The 26,520-nt window shown below is 62.9% G+C and carries 23 protein-coding genes and 1 pseudogene; 9 read left to right on the top strand and 15 right to left on the bottom strand.

The window, feature by feature from the left end; translation table 11 throughout:
- Positions 1 to 230 precede the first annotated feature (230 nt).
- The 3 genes from ACEXP3_RS15190 to araD1 are packed head-to-tail and all read right to left on the bottom strand — an operon-like array spanning position 231 to position 4,040.
- Complete coding sequence (locus ACEXP3_RS15190) at positions 231 to 2,063, bottom strand: IlvD/Edd family dehydratase (protein WP_377298037.1); 1,833 nt, start codon at positions 2,061 to 2,063, stop codon at positions 231 to 233.
- Between the two features lie 49 nt (positions 2,064 to 2,112).
- Positions 2,113 to 3,039, bottom strand: a complete 927-nt coding sequence (locus ACEXP3_RS15195) for a Gfo/Idh/MocA family protein (RefSeq protein ID WP_377298038.1) — start codon at positions 3,037 to 3,039, stop codon at positions 2,113 to 2,115.
- A gap of 11 nt (positions 3,040 to 3,050) precedes the next feature.
- A complete protein-coding gene (gene araD1 / locus ACEXP3_RS15200; RefSeq protein ID WP_210106238.1) occupies positions 3,051 to 4,040 on the bottom strand; it encodes an AraD1 family protein in 990 nt (329 codons plus the stop codon).
- 312 nt (positions 4,041 to 4,352) lie between these two features.
- Between araD1 and ytfQ the strand changes: the two genes are divergently transcribed.
- The 7 genes from ytfQ to ACEXP3_RS15235 all read left to right on the top strand — a co-directional run bounded on the left by ytfQ (position 4,353) and on the right by ACEXP3_RS15235 (position 12,034).
- Complete coding sequence (ytfQ, locus tag ACEXP3_RS15205; protein WP_210106237.1) at positions 4,353 to 5,312, top strand: galactofuranose ABC transporter, galactofuranose-binding protein YtfQ; 960 nt, start codon at positions 4,353 to 4,355, stop codon at positions 5,310 to 5,312.
- 187 nt (positions 5,313 to 5,499) lie between these two features.
- The gene (locus ACEXP3_RS15210; RefSeq protein WP_377298039.1) at positions 5,500 to 7,026 is read left to right on the top strand and encodes a sugar ABC transporter ATP-binding protein; all 1,527 of its coding nucleotides are present in this window, start codon (positions 5,500 to 5,502) and stop codon (positions 7,024 to 7,026) included.
- On the top strand, positions 7,026 to 8,159 hold the full coding sequence (locus ACEXP3_RS15215) for an ABC transporter permease (RefSeq protein ID WP_377298040.1): 1,134 nt from the start codon (positions 7,026 to 7,028) through the stop codon (positions 8,157 to 8,159). The genes ACEXP3_RS15210 and ACEXP3_RS15215 overlap by 1 nt, the downstream gene beginning before the upstream one ends.
- Positions 8,156 to 9,157, top strand: coding sequence for a galactofuranose ABC transporter, permease protein YjfF (gene yjfF, locus ACEXP3_RS15220; RefSeq protein ID WP_377298041.1), 1,002 nt, complete (start codon positions 8,156 to 8,158; stop codon positions 9,155 to 9,157). Before ACEXP3_RS15215 ends, yjfF begins: the two co-directional genes overlap by 4 nt.
- Positions 9,144 to 9,875 carry a FadR/GntR family transcriptional regulator gene (locus ACEXP3_RS15225; protein WP_210106233.1) on the top strand — a complete coding sequence of 244 codons (732 nt, stop codon included), beginning with the start codon at positions 9,144 to 9,146 and terminating at the stop codon, positions 9,873 to 9,875. Before yjfF ends, ACEXP3_RS15225 begins: the two co-directional genes overlap by 14 nt.
- A gap of 158 nt (positions 9,876 to 10,033) precedes the next feature.
- Positions 10,034 to 10,177 (top strand): hypothetical protein, encoded by a 144-nt coding sequence (locus ACEXP3_RS15230; RefSeq protein ID WP_377298042.1) that lies wholly within the window; start codon positions 10,034 to 10,036, stop codon positions 10,175 to 10,177.
- A 300-nt stretch (positions 10,178 to 10,477) separates the two neighbouring features.
- Positions 10,478 to 12,034, top strand: coding sequence for a T6SS phospholipase effector Tle1-like catalytic domain-containing protein (locus ACEXP3_RS15235; protein ID WP_377298043.1), 1,557 nt, complete (start codon positions 10,478 to 10,480; stop codon positions 12,032 to 12,034).
- A 70-nt stretch (positions 12,035 to 12,104) separates the two neighbouring features.
- Here ACEXP3_RS15235 and ACEXP3_RS15240 read toward each other — a convergent pair.
- The 5 genes and pseudogenes from ACEXP3_RS15240 to ACEXP3_RS15260 all read right to left on the bottom strand — a co-directional run.
- Positions 12,105 to 12,512: pseudogene (locus ACEXP3_RS15240) on the bottom strand (SDR family NAD(P)-dependent oxidoreductase); the annotation flags it as partial.
- 37 nt (positions 12,513 to 12,549) lie between these two features.
- A complete protein-coding gene (locus ACEXP3_RS15245; RefSeq protein ID WP_377298044.1) occupies positions 12,550 to 13,719 on the bottom strand; it encodes a zinc-dependent alcohol dehydrogenase in 1,170 nt (389 codons plus the stop codon).
- A 166-nt stretch (positions 13,720 to 13,885) separates the two neighbouring features.
- Positions 13,886 to 14,170 carry a PilZ domain-containing protein gene (locus tag ACEXP3_RS15250; RefSeq protein WP_377298045.1) on the bottom strand — a complete coding sequence of 95 codons (285 nt, stop codon included), beginning with the start codon at positions 14,168 to 14,170 and terminating at the stop codon, positions 13,886 to 13,888.
- Between the two features lie 153 nt (positions 14,171 to 14,323).
- Positions 14,324 to 14,944, bottom strand: coding sequence for a response regulator transcription factor (locus ACEXP3_RS15255; protein WP_210106228.1), 621 nt, complete (start codon positions 14,942 to 14,944; stop codon positions 14,324 to 14,326).
- Positions 14,937 to 16,835, bottom strand: coding sequence for a PAS domain-containing sensor histidine kinase (locus ACEXP3_RS15260; RefSeq protein ID WP_377298046.1), 1,899 nt, complete (start codon positions 16,833 to 16,835; stop codon positions 14,937 to 14,939). The genes ACEXP3_RS15255 and ACEXP3_RS15260 overlap by 8 nt, the downstream gene beginning before the upstream one ends.
- 274 nt (positions 16,836 to 17,109) lie before the next feature.
- Between ACEXP3_RS15260 and ACEXP3_RS15265 the strand changes: the two genes are divergently transcribed.
- Positions 17,110 to 18,096: an MBL fold metallo-hydrolase gene (locus ACEXP3_RS15265; protein ID WP_377298047.1), complete on the top strand. Its 987-nt coding sequence runs from the start codon at positions 17,110 to 17,112 to the stop codon at positions 18,094 to 18,096.
- Between the two features lie 110 nt (positions 18,097 to 18,206).
- Positions 18,207 to 18,839 carry a pyridoxamine 5'-phosphate oxidase family protein gene (locus ACEXP3_RS15270; RefSeq protein ID WP_377298048.1) on the top strand — a complete coding sequence of 211 codons (633 nt, stop codon included), beginning with the start codon at positions 18,207 to 18,209 and terminating at the stop codon, positions 18,837 to 18,839.
- Positions 18,840 to 18,856: 17 nt separating this feature from the next.
- On the opposite strand, the gene ACEXP3_RS15275 is transcribed toward ACEXP3_RS15270, so the two are convergent.
- From ACEXP3_RS15275 to ACEXP3_RS15305, 7 genes are all read right to left on the bottom strand, one after another.
- On the bottom strand, positions 18,857 to 19,696 hold the full coding sequence (locus tag ACEXP3_RS15275; RefSeq protein WP_377298049.1) for a MurR/RpiR family transcriptional regulator: 840 nt from the start codon (positions 19,694 to 19,696) through the stop codon (positions 18,857 to 18,859).
- A gap of 51 nt (positions 19,697 to 19,747) precedes the next feature.
- Positions 19,748 to 20,407, bottom strand: coding sequence for an aspartate/glutamate racemase family protein (locus tag ACEXP3_RS15280; protein WP_377298050.1), 660 nt, complete (start codon positions 20,405 to 20,407; stop codon positions 19,748 to 19,750).
- A gap of 63 nt (positions 20,408 to 20,470) precedes the next feature.
- The gene (locus ACEXP3_RS15285) at positions 20,471 to 21,421 is read right to left on the bottom strand and encodes an ABC transporter ATP-binding protein (protein ID WP_377298186.1); all 951 of its coding nucleotides are present in this window, start codon (positions 21,419 to 21,421) and stop codon (positions 20,471 to 20,473) included.
- A 14-nt stretch (positions 21,422 to 21,435) separates the two neighbouring features.
- Complete coding sequence (locus tag ACEXP3_RS15290; protein WP_377298187.1) at positions 21,436 to 22,509, bottom strand: ABC transporter ATP-binding protein; 1,074 nt, start codon at positions 22,507 to 22,509, stop codon at positions 21,436 to 21,438.
- Positions 22,509 to 23,402 (bottom strand): ABC transporter permease, encoded by an 894-nt coding sequence (locus ACEXP3_RS15295; RefSeq protein ID WP_377298051.1) that lies wholly within the window; start codon positions 23,400 to 23,402, stop codon positions 22,509 to 22,511. The genes ACEXP3_RS15290 and ACEXP3_RS15295 overlap by 1 nt, the downstream gene beginning before the upstream one ends.
- Before the next feature lie 4 nt (positions 23,403 to 23,406).
- Entirely contained in the window at positions 23,407 to 24,360 is a 954-nt protein-coding gene (locus tag ACEXP3_RS15300; RefSeq protein WP_377298052.1) for an ABC transporter permease, read from the bottom strand.
- Positions 24,361 to 24,453: 93 nt separating this feature from the next.
- Positions 24,454 to 26,109, bottom strand: a complete 1,656-nt coding sequence (locus ACEXP3_RS15305; RefSeq protein ID WP_377298053.1) for an ABC transporter substrate-binding protein — start codon at positions 26,107 to 26,109, stop codon at positions 24,454 to 24,456.
- Positions 26,110 to 26,520: the final 411 nt, after the last annotated feature.

Genomic DNA, 26,520 nt, shown 5'->3' on the forward strand with positions numbered 1-26,520 from the left:
CCTGAACGACGGGTCTCCCTTCGAGCCCGCCAAGACCCCCGCGGGCGACGCGTGCCGCCGCCCACACGTTTTTCGAAAATGCGTTCCACAGGTCTGCCGGACAAATCCGGGACTGCCAGGGGTGGGCCGCGTCAGACGCAATGCCCGCCTTGCTGCAACAGCGTCAGCCCGACGCAGACCGGGCCTTATGCCTTGCGGCTTGCCCGATCTTCGCGAGGAACAGCGTGTCCTCAGTGGTTGTCGCGCGGAATACCTTCCGTCTGCGCGATCCGCTGATACTTGACGGCCGGTTCGAGAACCGCGCCGGTTTCCATCTGACCGACGATGCCGCGCTGGATTTCCTGCCACGGCGTCTGGTGCTTGGGATATTTGTAGCCGCCCGAGGCTTGAAGCTCGGCCTGGCGGGCCGCCAGCTCCTCGGGCGAAATCAGGATGTCTGCCTTGCCCTGGCCCACGTCGATGCGCACGCGGTCACCGGTCTTCAGGATGGCAAGGCCACCACCGGCTGCCGCTTCCGGCGAAGCGTTGAGGATCGACGGGCTGCCGGACGTGCCGGACTGGCGGCCGTCACCGATGCAGGGAAGCGAGGTGACGCCCTTGTTGAGCAGGTAGTTCGGCGCACGCATGTTGACGACTTCGGCCGCACCCGGATAGCCGATCGGGCCGGCACCGCGCATGAAGAGAACCGTGTTCTCGTCGATTTCCAGCGACGGATCGTCGATGCGGTGGTGGTAGTCCTCCGGACCGTCGAACACCACGGCACGGCCCTCGAAGGCTTCCGGATCGTTCGGGTTCGAGAGGTAACGGTCGCGGAACTCCTTGGAGATCACGCTCGTCTTCATGATGGCCGAGGAGAAGAGGTTGCCGCGCAGCACGCGGAAGCCGGCATGGGCCTTCAGCGGCTGGTCGTAAGGCCGGATGACCTTTTCGTCCTCGATGATGGCGCCACGGCAGTTCTCGCCGATGGTCTTGCCGTTCACCGTCAGGGCGTCCTCATGGATGAGGCCCTTCGACATCAGCTGGTTGACGACAGCGGGAACGCCGCCGGCATGGTAATAGTCTTCGCCGAGATATTCGCCGGCCGGCTGCAGGTTGACGAGAAGCGGGATTTCCTCGCCATAGGTCTGCCAGTCATCGACGGTCAACTCGACGCCCAGATGGCGGGCAAGGCCGTTCAGGTGGATCGGCGCATTGGTGGAGCCGCCGATCGCGGAATTGACGCGGATGGCGTTGATGAAGGCTTCCTTCGTCATGATGTCGGACGGCTTCAGGTCTTCCTTGACCATGTCGACGATGCGAAGGCCGGTGAGGTAGGAAATTTCCTGGCGATCACGATACGGGGCCGGAATGGCGGCCGAGCCCGGAAGCTGCATGCCGAGCGCTTCGGCAAGCGAATTCATCGTGGTGGCCGTGCCCATGGTGTTGCAGTAACCGGTGGAGGGCGCCGAGGAGGCAACCAGCTTGACGAAGCCGGCATAGTCGATCTCGCCCTTCGCCAGCAGTTCGCGGGCCTTCCAGACGATGGTGCCGGAGCCGGTGCGCTCGCCGCGGAACCAGCCGTTCAGCATCGGGCCGACCGACAGCGCGATCGCCGGGATGTTGACGGTGGCTGCGGCCATCAGACAGGCCGGCGTCGTCTTGTCACAGCCGATGGTGAGCACGACGCCATCGAGCGGATAGCCGTAGAGCACTTCCACGAGGCCGAGATAGGCGAGGTTGCGGTCAAGGCCCGCCGTCGGGCGCTTGCCGGTTTCCTGGATCGGATGCACCGGGAATTCGATGGCGATGCCGCCGGCTTCGCGAATGCCTTCACGCAGGCGGTTGGCGAGTTCCAGATGGTGGCGGTTGCACGGAGAAAGGTCCGAACCGGTCTGGGCAATGCCGATGATCGGGCGATCGGACTGCAGCTCGGCCTGGCTGAGGCCGAAGTTCATGTAGCGCTCCAGATACAGCGCCGTCATGTCCGCATTGTCGGGATTGTCGAACCAGGCGCGCGAGCGAAGCTTGCGGTTTTCGCCGGCCTTGGCGACGGCGGTGGCGATCGGGTTGTCCGAATTGCTCATGATCTTCTTCTTCTGCGAAAGGCGTTAAAAGGTGCGGCCGGCCTTGCGGTCAGTCTTCGAAAGCATCCACCACATGGCGGCGGCCCAGCATGAAGGCGTCGGCCACATGGACGAGAGGCGAGAAATCCGTATCCGACTGGCCCGTTTTTACCAGAGCCACGAAATGCCTGTAAAGATTGCGGTACTCGCGATCTTCCTCGACGATCTGGGCCTCGCCGTCGACGAGCAGGCGGCTGCCGCCATGCGTCAGAACGACAGGACCCTCTTGCGTCTCCACGCGGATGTCCCAGGTCTGCGGGCCGGTCTGGCGCCAGTCGAACTCGGCCGTCAGCGCAAGGCCGCTTGCCGACTTGAAGGCGAGATTGGCCGCAATCGGGGCGGCGCGGTTTGCCGGGAAGGAAAGATCCGAGGCTTCCAGATGGAAGGGCTCCGGCATGATTCGGGTGACGATCGAGAGCGCATTGATGCCCGGATCGAAGACGCCGAGCCCGCCCGGCTCCCAGATCCAGTCCTGGCCCGGATGCCAATGGCGCACGTCTTCCTTCCACTCCACATGCACAGAGCGCAGCGTGCGCTCGGCCAGAAGCTTGCGCGCCGGCTCGACGGCGGCTGCTTCGCGCGAATGCCAGGTGGCATACAGCGTCACGCCCTGCTTCTTGGCCAGTTCATCCAGCGCAAAGACTTCGGCAATCGTGGCGCCCGGCGGCTTTTCCAGCATCACGTGCTTGCCGGCCAGAAGCGCGGCGCGCGCCTGGGCGAAACGCCCCTGCGGCGGCGTGCAGAGCGAAATCGCATCCACGTCGATACCGGACGCCAGAAGCGCATCGATATCGGCAAAACAGTGGATGTTCTCAAGCTTGGCATTGCGGCTGGCAACGGCCACCAGATCGATGCCGTCAGTCGCCGCGATGGCACCCAGATGCTGGTCGCGGGCGATCTTTCCAAGGCCGACAATGGCAAGGCGGATAGAGGACATGCGCACGACCCTTACAGCTTGGCGATGCTGACCGGCGCCTCGGCGGCGACAGCAAGGCGGTTGACAAGCGTCAACTTGAAGGGGGCAGCCGAAATCTCGAACTGGTCGCCGGGTTCGGTCTTGATGCCGTCGGAGAAGGACAGCGTCGCCGTGCCGAAGAAGTGCACATGCAGGTCGCCCGGACGGCGGAACAGGTCATACTTGAAGTTATGATGCTCGAGGTTGGCAATCGTGTGCGACATGTTCGCTTCGCCGGACAGGAACGGCTTTTCGAAGATCACCTCGTCGCCACGGCGCACCAGCGAGGTGCCCTCGACGTGGTCCGGCAGGTCGCCGACCAGGAGTTCCGGACCAAGCGCTGCTTCGCGCAGCTTGGAATGGGCAAGCCAGAGGTAATTGCCCTTTTCCGTCACGTGGTCGGAAAATTCGTTGGCAAGGCAGAAACCGAGGCGGAAGGGCGTGCCGTCGGGGCCGATCAGGTAAATGCCGGCAAGCTCCGGCTCCTCACCGCCATCGAGCGCAAAGGCGGGCGAGACGAGATCCTCGCCGGTTGCCTTCAGCTGCGAGCCGTCGCCCTTGTAGAACCATTCCGGCTGGACGCCCGTTTCGCCATCCTTCGGCTTGCCGCCTTCGACGCCCATCAGGAACATGCGCATCGAATCGGTCGGCTTTTCTTCCGACTGGGCGGCCTTGTGCATCTTGTCGCGGCCGGAGGCGGAACCGAGATGGGTCAGGCCCGTGCCGGCAACGATCAGGTGGGCGGGGTCTGCATGGGTGATCGGCAGGCCAAGGCGCTTTTCGGCAACGGCGGCATCCAGATCCACCACGGCGCCCTTTTCGAGGCCGGCAAGCGCCTGCTCGAAGGTCTGCCCGGCGGCAATGGCCTTTTCAGCCAGTTCATAGGTCGAGGACACGCCTTCGACGATCCGGGCCTCGCCTTCGCCATCCCAAGCAACAACGCGCAACTGCCCACCAACGGTGACCTGCAAAAGTCTCAACATATTCTTACGCACCTATTTCAAGCCTGACATGGCAAGTGGCCATGCCCTCCTCCCGCGCCCGTGACGCGGCTGTGTGAATAATATGACTATTTAACCGCAATGCCTGTTGTCAAGCAGCCAACTGCGGTTTCCCCGCGCCGCACAACAACAATGCACTGCAATAATTTGAGGCGGGCTGCACCAATTAAATCGTTGTAATTGGCGGGTGTGTCACATTTTTTTGCGTTACCGTTAAAATTGCGCTTTTCAAAAGTATTATAATATGATCAGTTCGCGTCGTTCATAACTGGCATCATCTCTGGGAGGATATAGATGAGACAGGTACTTGCGACGATCGCCGTCGCCTTCACTCTCTCTTTGGCATCGAGCGTTTCGGCGCAATCTCTGACGGTCGGCTTCTCGCAGATCGGTTCGGAATCCGGCTGGCGTGCCGCTGAGACGACCGTGACCAAGCAGGAGGCTGAAAAGCGTGGCATCACGCTGAAATTCGCCGATGCGCAGCAGAAGCAGGAAAACCAGATCAAGGCCGTTCGCGGCTTTATCGCGCAGGGTGTCAGTGCCATCCTGATCGCGCCGGTCGTCGCCACCGGCTGGGATGCGGTGCTGAAGGAGGCCAAGGAAGAAAAGATCCCGGTCATTCTGCTCGACCGCCAGATCGATGCGCCCGACAGCCTTTATCTCACCGCCGTCACCTCCGACCAGGTGCACGAAGGCAAGGTTGCCGGCGACTGGCTGGTGAAGGATGTCGGCTCCAAGGACTGCAAGGTGGTCGAGCTTCAGGGCACCACCGGCTCCTCGCCGGCCATCAACCGCAAGAAGGGCTTCGAAGAAGCCATCGCTTCGCACGCCAATATCAAGATCGTGCGCTCGCAGACGGGTGATTTCACCCGCACCAAGGGCAAGGAAGTGATGGAAAGCTTCATCAAGGCCGAAGGCGGCGGCAAGGGAATCTGTGCCGTATACGCCCACAACGACGACATGGCCGTCGGCGCCATCCAGGCGATCAAGGAAGCCGGCCTGAAGCCGGGCACCGACATCAAGGTCGTCTCCATCGACGCCGTACCGGATATCTTCAAGGCCATGGCCGCCGGCGAAGCCAATGCCACCGTGGAACTGACACCGAACATGGCCGGTCCCGCCTTCGACATCCTTGCGGCCTACCTCAAGGACAAGAAGGAACCCAAGAAGTGGGTCCAGACCGAATCGAAGCTCTACACGGCCAAGGATGACCCGATGAAGGTCTACGAAGCCAAGAAGGGCCTCGGCTACTAAGCCTTAAAAAGCCGGCGCGGTCGAACAGGCCGCGCCGCAGGCTCAAGGCCATGGCCGCGCCGGAAACGGTGCGCCTCGGCCCCTCCCGGACGTTGTGAGACGCCGCCCGCGCCACCGTCCGCTCTCTCCCCGTAAAGCTTCCGGAAGCCCGTATCGTCCGGAGCGCAAGCGTCGCGGAACCTTAGCCATGTCCAGCCAGATCCCCCTTCTCGAAGCCCGCAATATCGGCAAGAGCTTCCTTGGCATCGCAGCCCTTGACGGGGTCGATTTCACCCTCGAGCGCGGCGAGATCCACGCGCTTCTCGGCGAAAACGGTGCGGGAAAATCCACGCTGATCAAGATCCTCACCGGCGTTTACCGGCGCGACCGCGGCAGCATCCAGCTGGAAGGCACCGAAATCCTTCCCGAAACGGTGGCCGACGCCCAGGCGCTCGGCATCGGCACCGTCTATCAGGAGGTGAACCTTCTCGAAAACCTCACCGTTGCTGAAAACCTCTATCTCGGCCGCCAGCCGCGCCGCTTCGGTCTTCTCGACCGCAAGGCGATGACCGCCGGCGCCCGCGCGCTTCTGGCGCGCTACGGGCTCGACATCGACGTGAATGCGCTTCTCTCCAGCTATTCGGTGGCCATTTGCCAGATCGTGGCGATCGCGCGCGCCGTCGATCTCTCCGGCAAGGTGCTTATACTCGACGAGCCGACGGCAAGCCTGGACGGCCAGGAGGTCGAGATGCTGTTTCAGGTGCTGCGTCAGCTGAAGGCAGAAGGGCTCGGCATCGTCATCATCACGCATTTTCTGGCGCAGGTTTATGCGGTCGCCGACCGCGCCACCGTGCTGCGCAATGGACGCCTCGTCGGCACCCGCGCGCTGTCCGGCCTGCCGCGCATGGAACTGATCTCCATGATGCTCGGCCGCGAGCTTCTGGAAATCGAAAGCGAGCATGCGAGTGACCGTGCATCCGCAGGTTCTGCGGGCGAAGCACCGATTCGCTTTGAGAATTACGGTCGCCGCGGCAGCATTGCGCCCTTCGATCTATCGATCCAGCCCGGTGAAGTGGTGGGCATTGCGGGCCTTCTCGGCTCCGGCCGCACCGAAACCGCCTTCCTGATGTTCGGTATCGACCGTCCCGACAGCGGTGAGGCCAAGATCGACGGACGGGCGGTGGCGCTCAATTCGCCGCAGGCGGCGATTGCGAACGGCTTTGGCTTCTGCCCGGAAGAGCGCAAGACCGATGGCATTATCGGCGAGTTTTCGGTTGCCGAAAACATCGCCCTTGCGCTTCAGGCCCGCGACGGCTGGGCGCGCCCGATCTCCGCAAAGGCGCAGAGGGCGCTCGCGCAGGAGTTCATCCGCTCCCTCGATATCCGCCCGCCGGATCCCGACCGGCCGATCAAGTTCCTGTCCGGCGGCAATCAGCAGAAGGCGATCCTTGCCCGCTGGCTGGTCACCGGACCGCGCCTCCTCATCCTCGACGAGCCGACACGCGGCATCGATATCGGTGCGCATGCGGAAATCCTGAAGATGATCGAGAAGCTCTGCGCCGATGGCATGGCGCTGGTGGTAATCTCGTCTGAACTGGAAGAACTGACCGCCGTTGCCCACCGCGTCATCGTGCTTTCCGACCGCGCCCATGTGGCCGAACTAAAGGGCGCCGAGGTGACGGCCGACAACATCATGCGCGCCATTGCCGCGCCCGCAACGACGGAGGCCGCGTGATGCAGACCACGCCGATTTCAGCCGCCCTCACCCGCAAGCTGCGCCGCCTTGGGCCCCAGCTTGCCGCGCTTTTCGCCATCCTTGCGCTGATCACCCTGATCTCCCCTGGCTTCCTCAGCATCACCGTGCAGAACGGCCGTCTCTACGGCAGCCTCATCGATGTTCTGGTGCGCGCCGCGCCGGTGGCGCTTCTGACCATCGGCATGACGCTGGTGATTGCGACACGCGGCATTGACCTTTCGATCGGCGCCGTCATCGCCATCTGCGGGGCGGTTGCCGCAAGCCTTGTGGCGGATGGTTATCCGCTGGTGGCCGTGCTTGTCGCCGTCACCGCCGTCGGTCTCGTCTGCGGCCTGTGGAACGCCGTGCTCGTCGCCTTTCTCGATATCCAGCCGATCATTGCGACCCTTATCCTGATGGTGGCCGGGCGCGGCATTGCCCAGCTCATCACCGAAGGCGTGATCCTTACCTTCAACAATGATGATTTTGCCGATATCGGCTCGGGCGCGCTGTTTGGCATTCCGGTGCCGGTGCTGCTCTGGCTTGCCGCCGGCCTTCTCGTCGGACTTCTGGTGCGCCGCACGGCGCTTGGCTTTCTCATCGAAGCCACCGGCATCAACCGGCGCGCCGCCATGCTCGCCGGCGTCCAGGCGCGCTTCCTGCTGATCTTCGTCTATGCGGTCTCCGGCGTCATGGCCGCGATTGCCGGCCTGATCATCACCGCCGATATCCGCGGGGCAGACGCCAACAATGCCGGCCTCTGGCTGGAACTCGATGCCATCCTCGCGGTCGTCATCGGTGGCACGTCGCTGAACGGCGGGCGCTTTTCCATTACCGCCTCGCTCATCGGTGCCTTGATCATCCAGTCGATCAATACCGGCATTCTCGTGTCCGGCTTTCCGCCGGAATTCAACCTCATCATCAAGGCGAGCATCATCATCGTCGTTCTGACGCTGCAATCGCCGGCGCTTGGCTTTATCGGCGGCTTCTTCCGTCCGCCGGGAAATGCCGGGCAGAAGATCGGCCGGCAGATCGGCAAGCCATCTGGTGAGACCCGCGCGGCCGACAAGACGGGCTCGACCCGCACCGACCGCGCGTCGACGACCCTCTCCACGCAAGAGCGCACCTCATGAAAAACGCCCGTAACCTGCCATTCCTGGCGACGCTGATCGTCTTCCTGATTGCCTATGCGCTCTGCACGCTGCAGTTTCCCAACATGCTGTCGACGCGCGTGGTGGCAAACCTGCTCTCCGACAATGCCTTTCTCGGCATTGCAGCGGTCGGCATGACGTTCGTCATCCTGTCGGGCGGCATCGATCTGTCGGTCGGCTCCGTGATCGCCTTTACCAGCGTCTTCGTGGCGGTTCTGGTCGGCTCGGCCGGCCTGCATCCGATGACGGCCTTTACGCTGTCGCTCGTGCTGTCGACGCTGTTTGGCGCCGGCATGGGGCTGATGATCCGCTATCTTGCCATTCCGCCCTTCGTCGTCACCCTTGCCGGCATGTTTCTGGCGCGCGGCGCGGCCTATCTCGTCTCCACCCAGTCGGTTCCGATCACGCATCCCTTCTTTGAAACCATCCAGACGGTATCGGTGCGTCTTCCGGGCGGCGGACGGCTGACGGCGATCGCCATGCTGATGCTTCTGGTGTTTGCGATAGGCGCCCTGGTCGCCAGCCGCACCCGCTTCGGCGCCAATGTCTATGCCCTTGGCGGCAATGAACAATCGGCCGCGCTGATGGGCGTACCGGTCGGGCGCACGATTATCGGAATTTATGCCCTTTCCGGCTTTCTGTCGGGCTTGTCAGGTATTGCCTACACGATCTACACGTCATCGGGCTATTCGCTCGCGACCGTCGGCATCGAGCTCGACGCGATTGCCGCCGTGGTGATCGGCGGCACGCTGTTGACCGGTGGCACCGGGCTTGTGGCAGGAACGCTGGTCGGCATTCTCATCCAGGGGCTGATCCAGACCTATATCGTCTTCGACGGCACGCTGTCGTCGTGGTGGACCAAGATCGTGATCGGCATCCTGCTGTTTGCCTTCATCGCGCTGCAGCGTGCCATCATCTGGTATTCAAACAGGCGCCTGGCCGATGGCGCTGCAAGAGGAGAATTGCGTGGGGCTGCTTGAGACGACGATCACCGGCAAGAAGCGCGGCAGCAGCCATGCGCATGTGGTGGCGGAACTGGGCAGCGCAATCGTTTCGGGCGCCATCGCAGAAGGCGAGATCCTGCCCGGCGATGCCGATCTGTCCCTGCGATTCGGCGTCTCGCGCACCGTCTTGCGCGAGGCGATGAAGACGCTGTCGGCCAAGCGGCTGATCGAGCCGAAGGCCAAGGTCGGAACCCGCGTGCTGCCGCGATCCAACTGGAATTTCTTTGATCCCGATGTGCTCGGCTGGCGCTGCGATGCGGGCATGGATCTCACCTTCATCGAATATCTGGCAGAAATGCGCATGGCGCTGGAGCCGGCGGCAGCCGCCGCCGCCGCCGAACGGGCGACCAGCGACGATATCGTGGCGCTTTATGCCATCGCGGCGAAGTTCGATGATCTCAATCACACGCCCGAAACCATCGCCAAGGTGGACCTGGAATTCCACCTCGCCATCGCGCGCATCTCGGGCAATCCGTTCATGCGCTCGGCAAGCGCGCTGATCGAAGCCGCCCTTGCCATTTCCTTCCGCCTCTCCTCGCCGGCCTCGTCGCCGGAAATGATCGACGAGGTAGCGACGAACCACCTGCGCATCGCCCATGCGATTGCCTCGCGCGATCCGGAAAAGGCCATTGCCGCCATGCGCCACGTCATCGATGTCGGCCGCGGCCGCATCCAGAAGTCTTTTGACGGCTAAAGGCCGGAAGCGACCGCCTGACCGCGCCCTTGGCCCCTGCCGCACAGGCCAGACGCGCGCCGCCCCAACGGAGGACGCTCGCGGAACATTCCCCTCTCCTGCCGGTTGCGTGCAAAGGGTCGCCACGACGCGGCACGTGTCACAAGGAGAGTACGGCCATGGACGCAGAAAATCACCGCCTACAGGACCAGCCTTCCGAAGGCGATCGCGACACGGTGGAGCGCGAACTGAAACGCCAGGACGACAAGCTCAAGCAGGAAAAAGCCGCCAAGGCCGCCAAGGATCAGGCAAAGCCCGCCTGACCAGCGGTGCCATTGAAGCCGGCACGGCCACGACCGCTGGGCGAAAAGGCGTGAGGTAAAGCTATGAGGTTTACTTTCACGCCTGTTGTGTCGTACCGCGAGGGCAACTGGCAAAATATCAAGTATATATCCCGGACGCACTGGTATTTCTGGATACGTAAATTTCGGTAAGTATAAATTTTCCCATCGCGATTTTTAATAATGAATATCTCGGCAAATATATAGTTATCAACTGAATACCCCTTGATATAATACTCGTTTCCCGTCACTCTGCCAAGATGAAGGCAGGGGGGCGCGGCGATGCATCTTTGTGTGTTCAGTGACGGGACGTGGAACACGCCCGACCAGATGGATGCCGGCCTGCCGGCGCCGACCAATGTCGTCAAACTGCGCAATGCGCTGGCCGAAAAAGGCACGGACGGCGCAGAGCAGCGGGTCTATTATCATCCGGGCGTCGGCACCGATGGAAGCTGGTGGAACCGGGTGGTCGGCGGCGGCCTTGGCGAGGGGCTCGATCGCAATATCATGAGCGCCTATGCCTGGCTCTGCCGCAATTACCAGAGGGAGGCCCGCATCTGGTTGTTTGGCTTCAGCCGCGGCGCCTATACGGCGCGCAGTCTTGGCGGCATGATTTCACGCTGCGGGCTGATCGATCCCGAAGCATCCGAGCTTGACGATGCCGCACTGTGGAGCGCCGTCAAGGAGACCTTCGGCCATTATCGCACACCTGCCGACCAGGTGCCGGACCTCGTGGCGAGCGACGAGCTGCATTTCCATGGCGTCGCCACCGGCTCTTCCACACGCCACAGCATCAGGATCCACTTCATCGGCGTGTGGGATACGGTGGGTGCGCTGGGCGTGCCCGATGACATGGGCCTCCTCAACCTCATCGACAATCCCGACAACTTCCGGTTCCACGATACCGATCTGAGCCCTGTGGTGCAGAACGCACGCCATGCCCTCGCGATTGACGAGATGCGGCAAAGTTTTACCCCGACGCTGTGGACGAATGTTGAGGATGATCCGCGGGTGAAGCAGGTCTGGTTTCCCGGCGTCCATGCGGATGTGGGCGGCGGTTATGGCCGGTGCGAGCTGAGCGACGGAGCGCTCGGTTGGATGATGGATGAGGCGCATCCGCTTGGTCTTGGCCTCCGCCCGACCGTTCGCGCCAAACTTGCGCCCCCGAAAGGGCAGGGCTTCCTGCATGATTCCGCCACCGGCATCTTCCAGTCGTTAAAGACACGGCCGCGCGATGTGCCCCTGTTTGACACCGTCAGTCGGAACCTGCATGTTTCGGCCCTTGCGCGTCATGACGATCCGCCGCTGTCGCAGGGGCCCTATTGGAAAACCCGATTGGTGGTGGCCGGCGCGTCCGAAAGCGTCGATATTTTCGCCCGGCCGCACTGGAATTTTACCGGCCTATATCTCGAAGCCGGGGTGCCTTACACCTTTTCCGCGCAGGGACAGTGGCTCGATTCCAGCCTGAAAAGCGGACCGGCCGGCACGCAGGACGGCCAGTTTCACCTCGGCGAAATTGCCCATGTCGCCTCCTCGCTGATCGGCAAGGGCGAGGCACTGTTTGCCCGCCTCTCCGGCAACCCACAGGTGGATTTCTGGTATACGAAACGCCAGGAAGCGATGCCGTGGTTCGCCTTGATCGGCTTGGTGGCAAATGGCGTCCACGTGCCGCCGGCCGGCACGAAGGTTCCTGACTTTCCGACCCACGAGGTCTTCCTCATCGGCAATGCGGCGCAATTTACGCCCTCGCGCAGCGGCTATCTCTATGCCTTCGCCAATGATGCCTGGCAGGCCTATGACAACAATGCCGGCAGTGTGAGGCTCACCGTCAGCCGATAGCGTGCCCACCTGTTGCCCCGGCCGGGCCCTTGCCCGACTCGGTCCGTTTTGCGCGCCGAGCGGCGGGCCTTCAGCCGGCCGGCTTGGGCTCCTCCTGCGGTTCGGCCATCTTGCGATGGGCCTTGGCCAGCGCGGCGGCCGGGGTGACATTGGCAAGGGAGGATTGCAGTTTGTTTTTCCAGCCGGTCACCACATCGCCGTCGCCCTCCAGCATTGCCTTGTAGCCCAGCTCGGCAACCATGGCGGGATCGTCCTTCTTCATCTGGCCAATCCGCGTGTCCTAGAGTTCGGCGTGGTCGAAGAATTCGGTATCCGTGGGGCCCGGCATCAGGCAGGTCACGGTGACGCCTGTATCCTTTATCTCCTCGCGCAGCGCAAAGGAGAAGCTGTTGATGAAGGCCTTGCTGGCATTGTAGACCGCCTGGAAACTGCCGGGCATGAAGCCGGCAATCGGGCCCGTGAGCAAGATGCGGCCTTCCTCTTCGATGTCACCGCTGCGGGTGTCGGATCCGCGCTTACGGCTTCAGCACCACCTTGATGCAGCCGTCCTTCTTGTCGCGGAACGTCTTGTAGAGGTCCGGGCCGTCTTCCAGTGTTCCGCGGTGGGTGATGACGAAGGACGGATCTATCTGGCCTTCCAGGATGCGCTGCATCAGCTCCGGCAGGTAACGCTGCACCGGCGTCTGGGCCATGCGGAAGGTGAGGCCGCGGTTGATAGCCGAGCCCATCGGCATCTTGTCGACAAAGCCGCCATACACGCCGACGATCGAGACGCTGCCGAAATTTCGGCAGCAATGCACCGCCTGGCGCAGCACATGCGGGCGGTCCGTGCCCATGAAGGCGGCCACCTTGATGCGGTCCCAGCGGCTATCCCAGCTCGCCGATGCATCCGCTTCTGTGCCCACCGCATCGATACAGGCGTCGGCGCCACGCCCGCCGGTGAGCTCCATGATCTCTTCATAGATGTCGTCTTCGAGGAAATCGAGTGTCTGGGCGCCGGAGGCCTGCGCCATGGTGAGCCGTTCCGGCACGGTATCGATGGCAATCACCCGCTCGGCCCCCAGCATGAAGGCCGATTTGATCGCCATCTGCCCGACCGGCCCGCATCCCCAGATGGCGATCGTATCGCCCGGCTGGATGTTGCAGAAGTCAGCTGCCATGTAGCCGGTCGGAAAGATGTCGGAGAGAAACAGAACCTGTTCGTCGGAAAGGCCATCCGGCACCTTGATCGGGCCGACATCGGCATAGGGCACGCGCAGATACTCCGCCTGGCCGCCGGCATAGCCGCCGAGCAGGTGCGAATAGCCGAACAGGCCTGCCGGCGAATTGCCCCAGAGCTTGGAGACCTTGTCACGGTCCGGGTTCGAGCGCTCGCAACCGGAAAAGAAGCCGCGCTTGCAGAAGAAGCACTCGCCGCAGGAAATGGTAAAGGGCACGACCACCCTGTCGCCAACCTTCAGCGCCTTGTTGTCTGCCCCCACTTCCACCACTTCGCCCATGGTTTCATGGCCCATCACGTCGCATTTGTGCATCTCGGGCATGACGCCGTCATACAGATGCAGGTCCGAACCGCAGATGGCGCAGGCCGTCACCTTGATGATGGCATCGCGACCATCGAGGATCTTGGGGTCATCGACACTTTCGCAGCGGATATCGTGCTTTCCATGCCAGGTGAGTGCTTTCATGGGGGCGGCTCCTTGTTGATCTCGAGAGTGGATCGAACAGGGGGCAGGAGGGATTGTTCCGAGAAAGATGGCGCGGGATTTTTTCGGGCGTGCGCGGGAATGGTCATGGCGCGCGCCGCATCTGCGTGCAGACAGCACCGTCTGGCGCCGCAGCTGACAAGAAATCTTAAGGACCGGGCTGGTCGAGAAAATGCAGCCCGAGTTCCGTCAGCTCCCGGCGCGCCACCCGGCACTCGCGCCGCGTACCATCGCCAAACAGCAAGGTGAGCGTATCGGGCACGTTGAGCGAGTTCTCCACGCTCACCCGCGCCCCTGTCTGCGAAATGTCCCGCAGCAGGCCATTCATCGTGCTGCGCCCTGCATTGAAGGCCAGCCGAACCCCCTTGAGGACGCGCCGGCGCGGCGCGGGCATCTGCTCTTCGTGCATTTCGGGTCCGTTCGGGCTCTGCATCGGGCCTTTCTAGCGCTGGCAGTTGTCATTGGCCAGAACGATAGGAAACCACGCTTTACCGAAGCTTAATTGGCGAGGGCAGCCAAGGGCGGCGGATCAAACCAATGCGGGCAAGGACTTATCCCGGCGCAGGGTCTCGGGTGCCCCCGGGGATCACAGCAGGCCCTCGGCGATCTTGACCAACTGGGCAACCGATGTGGCCTTCATCTTTCGCATCATGTGGCCGCGGTGGAGCTTCACCGTCGGCTCGGCAAGATGAAGTTCTGCGGCGATCTGCTTGTTCAGTTTGCCGGCGATCACCAGGGCCATGATCTGCCGTTCTCGCTCCGTCAGCGTCAGATAGCGCGATTGGGTGAGGCCCTTGGCGGTTCGTTCCTCCCGGCGCGCCGCATCGCTTGCGATCGCCCGGTTGACGGCTTCCAAAAGGTCCTGTTCCCGGACCGGCTTGCTCAGGACATCGATGGCGCCGGCCTTCATGGCCCGCACGGCCATCGGCACGTCGACATGCGCGCTGATCAGCACGACGGACCTTGGGCTGTTGCTTCTGGCCAGCACTTCCTGAAATTCCAGCCCACTCTGGCCCGGCAGCCGGATGTCGAGAACGATGCATCCGGCCTTTTCCGGATCGTCCGCGGCGATGAACTCTTTGACCGAGCCATGGGTCTCGGCGCTCAACCCCACCGATTCGAACAATCCCTTCAGCGCCTCGCGCACGCTTTGATCGTCATCGATGACGATCACCGTCGGCCGCCTGTTCTTCCTGTCATCAATCAACGGCCATGTCCTTCAAGGTCGAGAGGGTGAAATGGATCGAGGTTCCGCAAGGCTGGTTGGCCGCAACCCAGATACGGCCGCCATGCGCTTCGACGATGGAGCGGCAGATGGAAAGGCCCATGCCCATTCCATCCGATTTCGTCGTGTAGAAGGGCTCAAAGACCCGGTCTGCCTGTTCGGCCGGGATCCCGTGCCCCATATCGGATACGCTGATCTCGATGTCGCCGGTGGGACCATACGCGCAGCGGACGGTGATGATCGCCTGCGCATCATGCCCGCTCGCCTCGGCGCTGTTCATGATGAGATTGAGAAGAACCTGCTGGAGCTGCGTGCGATCCCCCAGAACCTCGACCGGTTCCGGCGTCAGGTCGGTGACGACCTGCACGCCACGCGTCTGCATCTCTGCCTGGAGAAGAAAGAGCACGTCGCGAAGTGCCTTTTTGACATCTGTTCTCTCCATCTGGAGCGGCGATCTCTGGGCCATGGCGCGAATGCTCGAGACGATGTCGCCGGCGCGGTGGCCGTCCTGCACGACGCGCTCGGCGGCGAGGCGAGCCTGCTCCAGATCGAGATTGCCGTCCTTCAGCCAGCGCAGGCATGTTCCGGCATTGGTCACGATGGCCATGAGTGGCTGGTTGATCTCATGCGCGATGGAGACCGCAAGCTCGCCAATGGTCGTCAGACGCGTCACCTGCGCCAGCTGGCTGCGGCTCTGGCGCAGGGATTCCTCGGCGCGTTTGCGATCCTCGATATCGACAACAACGCCATACCAGCGAACGACATTGCCGTCTGCGTCCAGAAGCGGGCTTTGCTGGAGATTGAACCATCGGTATTCGCCATCGTGCCGTCTGATCCGGGCATCCACCGGATTCGGCCGTTTGGTGATGACGATCTCCTCCCAGGTCACGCGCATTCGCTCGACGTCGTCGGGATGAAACACCCGGTAAAAGCCAAACCCTTCGATGTCTTTTATCTTGAGGCCGACGAAGTCGATCAGGTTCTTGTTCCAGTATTCCAGCTGCCCGTCGGGGGTGCAGGACCAGGCCATCGCAGGGATCGTGTTGATGATGAGGTTCAGTCTCTGCTCGCTGGCTCTAAGTTCCGCCTCGCTTGCCCGCAGCCGGTTTTCGGCCCGCTGCAGGTTTTCGATATCGATATTGCAGCCAAACCAGCGGACCACGCCATGGGCGTCGGTGAGCTTGCGACCGGAAAAGTAGAACCAGCGATAGTTTCCATCCGCCCCGCGAATGCGGCCCTTCAGCTGGGTATGGTCGGAGTGTTCGAGATCGCGCTTCCAGGTCTCGACCATCTCCGGGATGTCGTCGGGATGATACAGGTCCAGAAACCCCCATTCGAGGATCCGCTCGGCGGGCAGGCCGACGTAATCGAGCCAGCTCTGGTTGACGAAATCCGCGGCTCCATCGGGGCGCGCCGACCAGACGAGCACGGGAAGCGAATTGATGATGAGCCTTATATTTTCCTCGCTTGCCGCAAGAGCCGACTTCGTCTTCCTGAGCGCCTGCTCGGCCTGCTTGCGGTCTTCGATGTCGAGGACGATCCCGTACCATTTGAGCACATTGCCCGCCTCATCCATCTGCGGCTTTTGCCGCAGGGTGCACCAGCGATACTCGCCATCGGCGCGCCTGATCCTGCCGTCGACCTCCCGTCCCGTCTTGGAGGCCATGATGATCCGCCATTCGCACCCCAGATACTCCACGTCGTCCGGATGGAAGAGACGGTAGAAGTTTTCGCCGGCAATGTCGCAGAGGGAAAGGCCGATATAGTCCAGAAAGTGCTGGTTGGCGAAATCGAGCATTCCATCGGACGTTGTGGACCATGCCATGGCCGGGATGAGGTCGATGATGGCGTCGGAATTTCGCTGCTGTTCCAAGTCGATCCGCCTCCGCTCCCTGTCTGTGAAACGGTCCTAGAATTACGCCTTTTCGCGGCCGGGCGTTAGCCAAGATTGCTAGACCAAGGTCTATTCGAGCAGTTCCTTCGTCTAGATCGGCGGCACCTAGATCGCAATTGAGCGCAAGCGCAAACCGCCTTACCCATGATGATGAAGCCAGGGGTTGAGTGCCGGGGTGGCCCTGAAGACGCTCCGGACCCGGCCGATACGTTCACCAGCACCCTCATCATCGACCCATCGGGAGGAAACGATCATGCCGCAACTTTCACGTCGTGCCTTTACCGGCGCCCTGCCGCTTGGCCTCCTCGGAGGCGGCCTTTTCACAACGGCGCTCACCGCAGCGACCCCTGCAACAGCTGCGGTGCAGCCGGCCGCCGCCGCGCCGGCCGGGATCACGCCGCTTGCGCAGATCCGCATTGGCCGCTTCACCGTGACGGCCTTGACGGACGGCTATGCCGATATGCCCTACGACTACTTTCCGGGGCGCAGCCCGGCCGAGGTGGAAAAGGCCGCCACCGCGCAGTTTACCGCCCGTAAGAGCGGCGTGCGGTTCCTCTTCAACCAGTATCTGGTCGAGGATGGGGAACGCCGTATCCTGATCGATGCCGGTGCTGCGGGCTCGATCGGACAGACCGGAAAGTTGCCACAGGCACTGCAAAGCCTCGGCCTCACGCCGGACAAGATCGATGCCGTCATCGTCACCCACCTGCATCAGGACCACATGGGTGGCCTGATCCTCGGCGGCAAGACCATCTATCCCACGGCGGAGCTCTACATCGATCGCCGGGACGTGAAGCACTGGACCGATCCGGCCAAGCGCAGTGGCGCCCCCGATTATCTGCAGACCAGTTTCAAGATGGCGGAAGACGTGGTGCGGCTTTATCCGCGGCTGCAGGCGATCGACGGCGAGCGCGAGATCATCCGTGGCGTATCGATCGTCGACCTCACCGGCCATACGCCGGGCCATATCGGCGTGCGTGTCGAGGATGGTGGGGAGAGCCTGATCATGGTGTCGGACATGATCTTTCCGGTCGTCCATCCCGGCGCAACCGACGTGTTCTTCCTCTTCGAACAGGATCCGGCTGCCGCCAAGGCGATGCGTGACCGCTTCTTCCCCCGCGCTGCCTCCGAAGGTGCGCTGATCGCCGCCACGCACATGCCTTTCCCAGGGCTCGGGCGCGTCGTCAAGGACCGGGGAGACCTGCGCTGGCAGGTCGCGGACTGGGCGCTTCAGGAATAGGGCCTGCCTTCGACCGCCACGGATGTTTTAGCCAGCGCGTGCAAAGCGGACTGGACGGGGCCGGGCTTGCATTGCACTGTGGTGCAAGCCGCCGGCAAGGGAGATCGGACATGCCTTATCATTTTCTCGAGGTCGCCGTGACACCGAGCGTCAGGGCCGCGCAGGCGGAGATGGGGGTCGAGCAAATCTGGCTGGGCCCGCATGACCGCCCCTCCGACGCGCTGACGGATGCCGAGGTGGCCTTCATCGCGTCGCGGGACAGTTTCTACATGGCGTCCGTCTCCGAAACCGGCTGGCCCTATGTGCAACACCGCGGAGGAAAGGCCGGCTTTCTGAAGGTGGTCGATAAGCAAACCCTCGCCTTTGCCGATTACCGCGGCAACCGTCAGTATATCAGCGCCGGCAATATTGCCGCCAATGACCGGGCATGCCTGTTTCTGATGGATTATCCCCGGCGCGCCCGGCTCAAGATCTATGCGCATGTCGAGCGACTGACACTCGATGCCGACGAGGCGCTGACGGATCTAGTATCCGACGAGACCTACAAAGGCCGGGCAGAGCGCATCTTCAAGCTTCGGCTCGAAGCCTTCGACTGGAATTGCCCGCAGCACATCACCCCGCGTTACACTGAGGATGAGGTCGAGCGCGCGATCGTTCCGCTTCGCCAGCGTCTGGCGGAACTGGAAGCAGACAATGCGGCCTTGCGTGCACGGCTGGGGGAACAGGTTCATGACGGAAGCTGACGCCGGATCGATGGGCATCACAGCTCGTCGAGGCTGTCGTTCAGGAATTCGATGCGGCTGAGGCGCCTGCGACCTTGGGCGCCGGCCTTTTCGATGCAGCGGGTGATGAGGAGATGCGTGAGCGCCATGACGGCGGTGTGGTTGAACAGCGGTCCCGGCGCCTGCGTGTAGCAGGACAGATGCCAGGTGGCGCGCTTGTCGAACGGGGCGCCTTCGTCGCTGATATAAAGAAGCGCCGCCTTTGCGCGCACGATCTGCTCGACCAGCGGCTCGAAACTGGTGGTCCGGCGGCGCAGGCCAAACAGGATCACCACGTCCTCGGGTCTCAGGCTTGCCAGATGTTCGCCCATCGTTTCGCCGCTTCCCGGAATGGCGCGGATGTCTTCGATCACCTGCGTCAGCTGCCATTGCAGATAGGCGGCAAACGGGTGGCTGCTGCGAAAGCCGATGACCCAGACCTTGCGGGCTTTCAGTAGCGCCTGCGCAATGAGATCGACCTGTGCGTCGCTGATGGCACGGAAGGTTTCCTCGATATTGCGCTGACCCTGTGCGGCATGGGCACTCACCGAGCGGCGCAGGCCGGCATCCTGTGCGGTGTCGAGAAAGAGCCGTGAGCCGGTCTGGCCTTCCATCCGTGCATGGCGGCGCGCGGCCTCGTAATTCTCATAGCCCAGCCGTTGCACGAAGCGCGAGACGGTGGCCTTGGAGACATGCGCAAGGGCTGCCAGCTCCTGGGCCGAATAGCTCGCAAGCTCGCCTGGAAAATCGGCGATCAGTTCACCGAGCCGCCGCTCGGCCGGATGAAGCTCCGGCAGCAGCTGGCGCACCCGCGTCAGAAATGATTTCTCCCTCGGCACATCCCCCTCCCCGTCTGCAGCCGGCCGGCCACTCCTCGGTGCCCACCGTCCTCAAGCGCCCGTACAAGCAACAAGCGCTGCCATCCGTTCCGCCGCGGCGCGAAGCGGCGCAATGACCGGACGCGCGAAGCGGGCCGACAGCGCTTCGGCCGCCTGCCCGAGCGGCCCTCCCCCGATGATGACCGCATCGGCCTGATCAAGATCGAAGCACTCACGCACGGCCTGTTCCAGAGCCTGTTGCAAGACATGCGGGTCGGATGCAAGCCTCCTTGGGTCGCCTGAGGTCAGGCGCGTGCCGAGATAGCGGTCGGATAGGCCAAGTTCCGCGGCCTTTGCGGCAAAATCATTGACCAGATCGGGCGTGACGGTGGCAATGGCAAAGCGCCGGCCGCCGGCCGTCGCCGCCTGCATGCCCGCTTCGCAGAGCCCGAGGACCGGAACATTCACAATGGCGCGAAGCTCTTTTACGCCCGGATCGCCGAAGGCTGCAACGAGGAAGCCCTGGGCCGTGGCGGAACATTCGATTGCCAGCTCCACGACGCCCGCGGCCGAATCCTTCAGTTCCCGGCTGTTGACGATCATCGGCACTCCTTGCCGTGCCGTCTTTGGCAGAAGCGCCAGAGAGGCCGGAAGGGAGGCGCGCACGATGCTCGCCATCATCTGCGTCGTGGCGGCGGACGTGTTGGGATTGATGAGCACGATCTCAGTCATCCGGCAGAAGCCGCCGCGATGCGCACGGCCTGCATCCGCCTTGCCGATCGTCTCTGCGCCACTCTAGGCATAGTGCAGGCAGGCCACCTGGCCTGTCTCTCCCTTGCCGATGAGCGGCGGCACGGTGTTTCCACAGACATCCATCACCCGGACGCAGCGCGGCGCAAAGGCGCAGCCCTTCGGCATGTCGGTAAGATCCGGCGGAGCGCCCGGAATGGTCACCAGCCGGTCGCGCTCGCCGGCAAGCTCGACGCGCGCACCGAGCAGGCCTTGCGTATAGGGGTGTTTCGGATCGCGGATGATGTCGGCCACAGCCCCCTCTTCGACGATCCGTCCCGCATACATCACCGCGATACGGTCGGCGACTTCGGCCGCAACGCCGATATCATGGGTGACGAAGATGACGGAGAGCCCGTATTCGGCCTGCAGTTCGCGGATCAGAAGCAGGATCTGGATCTGGACGGTCGCATCGAGCGCCGTGGTCGGTTCGTCGGCCAGAAGTACTTTCGGATTGCAGGCAAGCGCCATGGCAATCATTGCCCGCTGCAGCATGCCGCCGGACATTTCATGCGGATAGGTTTTGAGGCGCCGTTCCGGCGAGGGAATGCGTACCTTCTCAAACAGCTTCAGCGCCCGTTCGAACGCCGCCTGCCGACCGATCTTCTCATGGCGCATGATCGTCTCGGTGATCTGCTGTCCGAGCGTATAGACCGGATCGAGCGCAAGCCGCGGCTCCTGGAACACCATGGAGGTGACGGCGCCGCGAAAATCGGCGATCTGGCGCGCCGACAGCTCCGTCACGTCCTGGCCCGCCACCCGCATGCGGCCGGTAATCGTCGTGCCCTTCGGGTGAAGGCGCAGGAGCGAGCGCATTGTGACGCTTTTTCCCGAACCGGATTCGCCGAGAAGCGCCACCACCTCGCCGGCCTTGACCTTGAGGCTGACGCCGTTCACCGCCTTCACCGGCTTGCGGCCCCGGTTGAAGGTAACGCTCAGATTGTCGATATCGATCATCGGGTCTGCCACGATCAGGCCTCCTCAAGGGCTGGGGCGCGGCTGTGCAGCGCGCCCGGGTCTCGCATGAGACAGGCTGCGGCGTGCTGACGCTGCCCGGTTCCGAGCCCTGTGACGAGCCTTGGGGTTACCCGCGTACAGATGTCCTCGGAAAAGCTGCAGCGCGGATGGAAGCGACAGCCCTGCGGCGGGTCGATGGGATTGGGCGGATCGCCCGACAGCGGCGGCACCAGGGTGCGCTCGCTGGGGTCCATCTTGGGCATGGAGGCGAGAAGCGCCGCCGTATAGGGATGGCCCGGCGCGTCGAAGATCGCATCGCGCGGGCCGATCTCGCAGACTTTTCCGAGATACATCACCATGACGCGGTCGCACATGAAGCGCACGACGTTCAGATCATGCGAGATGAACATATAGGTGAGGCCGAAATCGCGTTTGAGGTCGAGCAGCAGGTTGAGCACCTGCGCTTCCACCGATTTGTCGAGCGCCGACACTGCCTCGTCGAGGATGACAAGCCGCGGCTCGAGCGCGAGAGCCCGGGCAATATTGATGCGCTGGCGCTGGCCGCCGGAGAGCTCATGCGGATAACGCCCGGCAAAACGGCCGGGCTCCAGTCCGACGCGGTGCAGTAGATCATGGGCGCGCCCGATCGCCACCTTGGCCGACACACCGTGCACGCGCGGACCGAAGGCAATGGAATCCTCGATGGTGAGACGCGGGTTCAAGGAGGCGTAGCTGTCCTGGAACACCATCTGCACCTGGCGGCGATATTCGCGCAGCGGCAGCGTCTCGCCGACGCTTTCGCCGTCGAACAGCAGTTCGCCGCGGTCGGGCCGCATGAGTTGCATCAGAAGCCGGGCCGTGGTCGACTTGCCGCAGCCGCTTTCGCCGACGACGCCGAGCGTTTCGCCCTTCAGGATATCGAAATCCACGCCGTCGACGGCGGAGACCACCTTCTTCGGCTTCAGGAAGCCGCTGCCCTTGACGGGGAAATGCCGCACGAGACCTCTCACGGAGACCAGCGGCTGGGCGGGGCCGCCGCGATCGCGCGGGTCGTCCGGCGCAAGCGGCAGGGGTGTGGCAGCATCCATCATGATTTCACATCCATGGCTGAGCGGAGACCGTCGGAAAACAGGTTGAAGCAGATCGAGGTGAGGAAGATCATCACGCCCGGAAGCGCCGCGACCAGCGGATTGACGTAGATCGCGGTGCGCAGCGTGTTCAGCATCAGCCCCCATTCCGCATCCGGCGGGCGAACGCCAAGGCCCAGAAAAGACAGGCCGGACGCCAGGATCATCGACACGGAAATCAGGCTGGTGGCAAAGACGAAGATCGGCCCCAGAACATTGCCCAGCACATGGACGAGGATGATCGTGTGGCCTTTCGCACCCGAAGCGCGGGCGGCATCGACGTAATCGAGGCGGCGCACCTGGGTCGTGACACTTTCGGCAACGCGGGCGATCTGCGGAATGAAAACCACCGTCAGCGATACGAGCGCATTGCCAAGCCCTGACCCCAGCGTGCCCGACAGGGCCACGGCCAGAAGGACGGAGGGAAAGGCATAGAACACATCCACCGTGCGCATGATCAGCGTGTTGGTGATGCCGCCGAGATAGCCGGCGATGATGCCGATGGCCGAGCCGATGACGAAGGCGATCGGCACCGGGACGACGCCCATGATGAGCGACAGGCGCGCGCCATAAATGAGGCGCGAGAGCATGTCGCGGCCGAGTTCGTCTGTGCCGAGGAGGTAACCGGGCGTGCCGACGGGCTTCAGCCTGCGGATCATGCTCGCCTTGGTCGGATCGTAGGGGGCGAGATATGGCGCAAGGATGGCCATCGCCACCAGAAGCACGATGAGGCCAAGGGCGATGAGGGCGACGGGATCGCGCGACAGGCGGCGCGCGACGCCGCTCCAGTAGCCCGGCGAGCGTGCGATGCTGGCGCGGGGAAGTGCCGTTTCCTGCGTGATGATGGCGGCCATCGGTTCAGCTCCTCTGGATGCGCGGATCGATGGTGCCCTGCACGACATCGACGATGAGGTTGACCAGGACGAAGAACATGGCAAGCACCAGGATCGTGCCCTGCAGCACCGGCAGGTCGCGGGTGAAGATGGCGCCGTTCAGCAGAAAGCCGGTGCCCGGCCAGGAAAACACCGTCTCGATGAGGATCGAGCCGCCGAGCAGGTAGCCGAGCTGCAGGCCCATGACGGAAATCGCGGTCGGCGCGGCATTGCGGATGACGTGGCGCAGGATCTGGCGCGTCATCAGGCCCTTGGCGGCGAGCGCCTGGGTAAAGTCCTGCGACAGGATATCGGCGACCAGCGAGCGGATGGTGCGGGCAATGATGCCCATCGGAATGACCGACATGGTGATCGCCGGCAGCACGAGGTAGCGGATATAGTCCCAGCCGACGGCACGGCCGTCCGAGCCGCCCGGCCCACCGCCCATGGCCGGCAGCCAGCCGAGATGGACGGAAAAGACGATGACGAGCACCATGCCCAGCCAGTAATGCGGCACGCTGACGCCGAGCATGGAAAGGCCCGAGGCGATGCGGTCGATGAACCCGCCGCGAAAAATGCCGGCGAGGAAGCCGAGGAGCGAACCGAGCGTGAAGCCGATGAGGGTGGCTGCGAGCGCAAGGATGATCGAATTGAGCGAGGCTGCGGCAATCTCGCCGCTGACGGACCGGCCGGTTGCGATGGAGACCCCGAGATCGCCGTGCAGCGCCCGCCAGATCCAGAGCCCGTATTGCACCACGAGCGGACGGTCGAGCCCGTAGAAGCTGCGCATCTGCGCCTGCAGTTCGGCAGAGGCATCCGAGGGAAGGATCGCCGCCAGCGGATCTCCGGGCGCGATATGGATCAGCATGAAACAGACGACGCTGACCCCGAAGGCGACGGGAATGACGTGCAGCAGTCGCTTCAGGCCATAAACGAGCATGGGTGTCTATCCGTTCCGGTGATTGAGGATGGCGGTTGGACGCCTGCGCCGGACAATCCGGCGCAGGCATTGTGTTAGGAGGAACGTTCCGGATCAGGGATCCATGGTGATCTGCGAAAAGTCCTGGAACCAGTTTTGCGCCTGGACATAGCCCTTGACCTTCGCCGACATGGCGCGCGGAGCAACGTCATGGGTGACCATCAGGAACAGCGCGTCGTTGACGTATTTCTCGTGGATCGCTTGCAGAACCTTGTCCTGTTCGGCGGCATCAAAAGTGTTGCGCACCTTGTCGAACAGCGCGTCCATGTCCGGATCGCAGTAATAGCCCCAGTTGGTGCCGGCCGGCGGTGCGAGGTTGCACTGCAGGTGACGGATGAGGCCGGTAAAGGGATCCTGGATGAAATAGGAATAGTTGATGGCCGTCGCACCCTTGGCGCTCGCATCCTTGGCACCGGCGCGCCAGATGTTGATCACCGTGTTCCAGTCGGCCACCTCATACTCCACGTCGATGCCGATTTCGGCGAGCGTCTGCTGGATATATTCGTTCATGGCAAGCGGCAGCATCTGGCCCGAACCGGACGAGGAGATGATGACCTTCGTCTTCATGCGCTTGTCCGGCCCGTAGCCGGCTTCCGCCATCAGCTTCTTTGCGGCCTCGATATTGTAGTCGAGCTTGAAGGCCGGCTTGCCGAACCACTGGTGGCCGGGCGGCAAAAAACCTTCGGCGGGAATGGACAGGCCGCCGAGCAGCTCGTTGATGCCCTGGCGATCGACGGCGAGGTTGGCGGCCTTGCGCACGCGGATATCGTTCCACGGCGAGCCTTCGACCCGTGAAAAATGCCAGGTCCAGTTATGCGGATAGGCATTGGTGACGATGTTGAAGCCGGCTTCCTTCAGCGAGGCGACCGAATCCGGCGCCGGCGCCTCGATCCAGTCGACCTGGCCGGACCGCAGCGCCGCGACGCGCGTGTTCGGCTCCGGCAGCGGAATGAGGACGAGCTTGTCGAGCTTGGGCACGCGTTTGGTGTCCCAATAGGCCTTGTTCGGCGTCATCTCGACGCGTTCGCGCGGGGTAAAGCCGCTTTCGATCATCCAGGGGCCGGTGCCCGACGGCTTCTGCGCCACCGCATCCCAGTTCTTGCCCTGGGCTTCCCAATTGGCCTGCGAGGACATGAGGATCCAGCTCAGCTGGTAGGGCAGCGTCGCGTCGGGAACCTTGGTGACGATTTCGACCGTCAGCGGATCGATCGCCTTGTAGCTGGCAACGGCGGGAATACGGGACTTGCCCTGCGCCGACTGGCGCTTGTCGAACTGCGGCGCGTCCTGCTTCAGAAGCTTGTCGAGGTTCCACACCACCGATTCGGCATTGAAGGCGCTGCCATCGTGGAATTTCACGCCGTCGCGCAGCTTGAAGGTCCATTTCGTCTTGTCCGTGGCATCCACCGCCCAGGACGTGGCAAGGCCCGGAACGAGGCCGGAGGGCTTGTCGGCGCTGGTGAGGTCCCATTCCACGAGCGCGTCATAGACCGTATAGCCCATGAAGCGCTGCCCCTCGCCGCCCTGGTCGGTCTGGCCGGTTGTCAGAGGAATGTCGGATGCGGTCATGCCGATGCGCAGCGTTCCGGCGGCAAGCGCTGTGCCGACGCTCAAGGCTGCCAGTGTGAATGCCGTTGCCCCGATGCGCAGTGTCCGCTTCAGGCGCGGCACGGCACCCTTCCATGGAAACACCTGTTTTGAAGTCGCAGTCATCTCGTTCCCTCTTCTGGATGCTGCTGGGTTGATCCCAGTCGCAGGAAGAGACGCAGATTTCGTGCCAGTTTTGGTGAAACTGAAATTTCACAAGGAAACTAGCCGCCACAGGCTCCATCTGCCCACGCCGACTGCATTCTTGCGCATTGTCAAGACATTTCAGCCCGCAGGGAGGTCAGTTTTTATGCATTCGGAGGGGCAGGTGCGTTCCGCAAGCCCCCTCCAGCGAATCGCGCGCAACCGCAGGTCTTGCAAGTGCGAAAGGCATTCGGCGGGAGGCCAAGGGTGCATCCCCCAGGTGTAGCGTAGACAAGCTGAAGCAGTATCTTCCCTCGACCGGGCATCAAAACTCCCGCGTCCGGAGATTGTGGCCGTGGGTCGGGTTGTTTTTGTGCAACGGGGCAAAGGAAT

Origin of the sequence: Neorhizobium fuzhouense (genome assembly GCF_042611105.1) — a bacterium.
GTDB classification, from domain to species: Bacteria; Pseudomonadota; Alphaproteobacteria; order Rhizobiales; family Rhizobiaceae; genus Neorhizobium; species Neorhizobium galegae_A.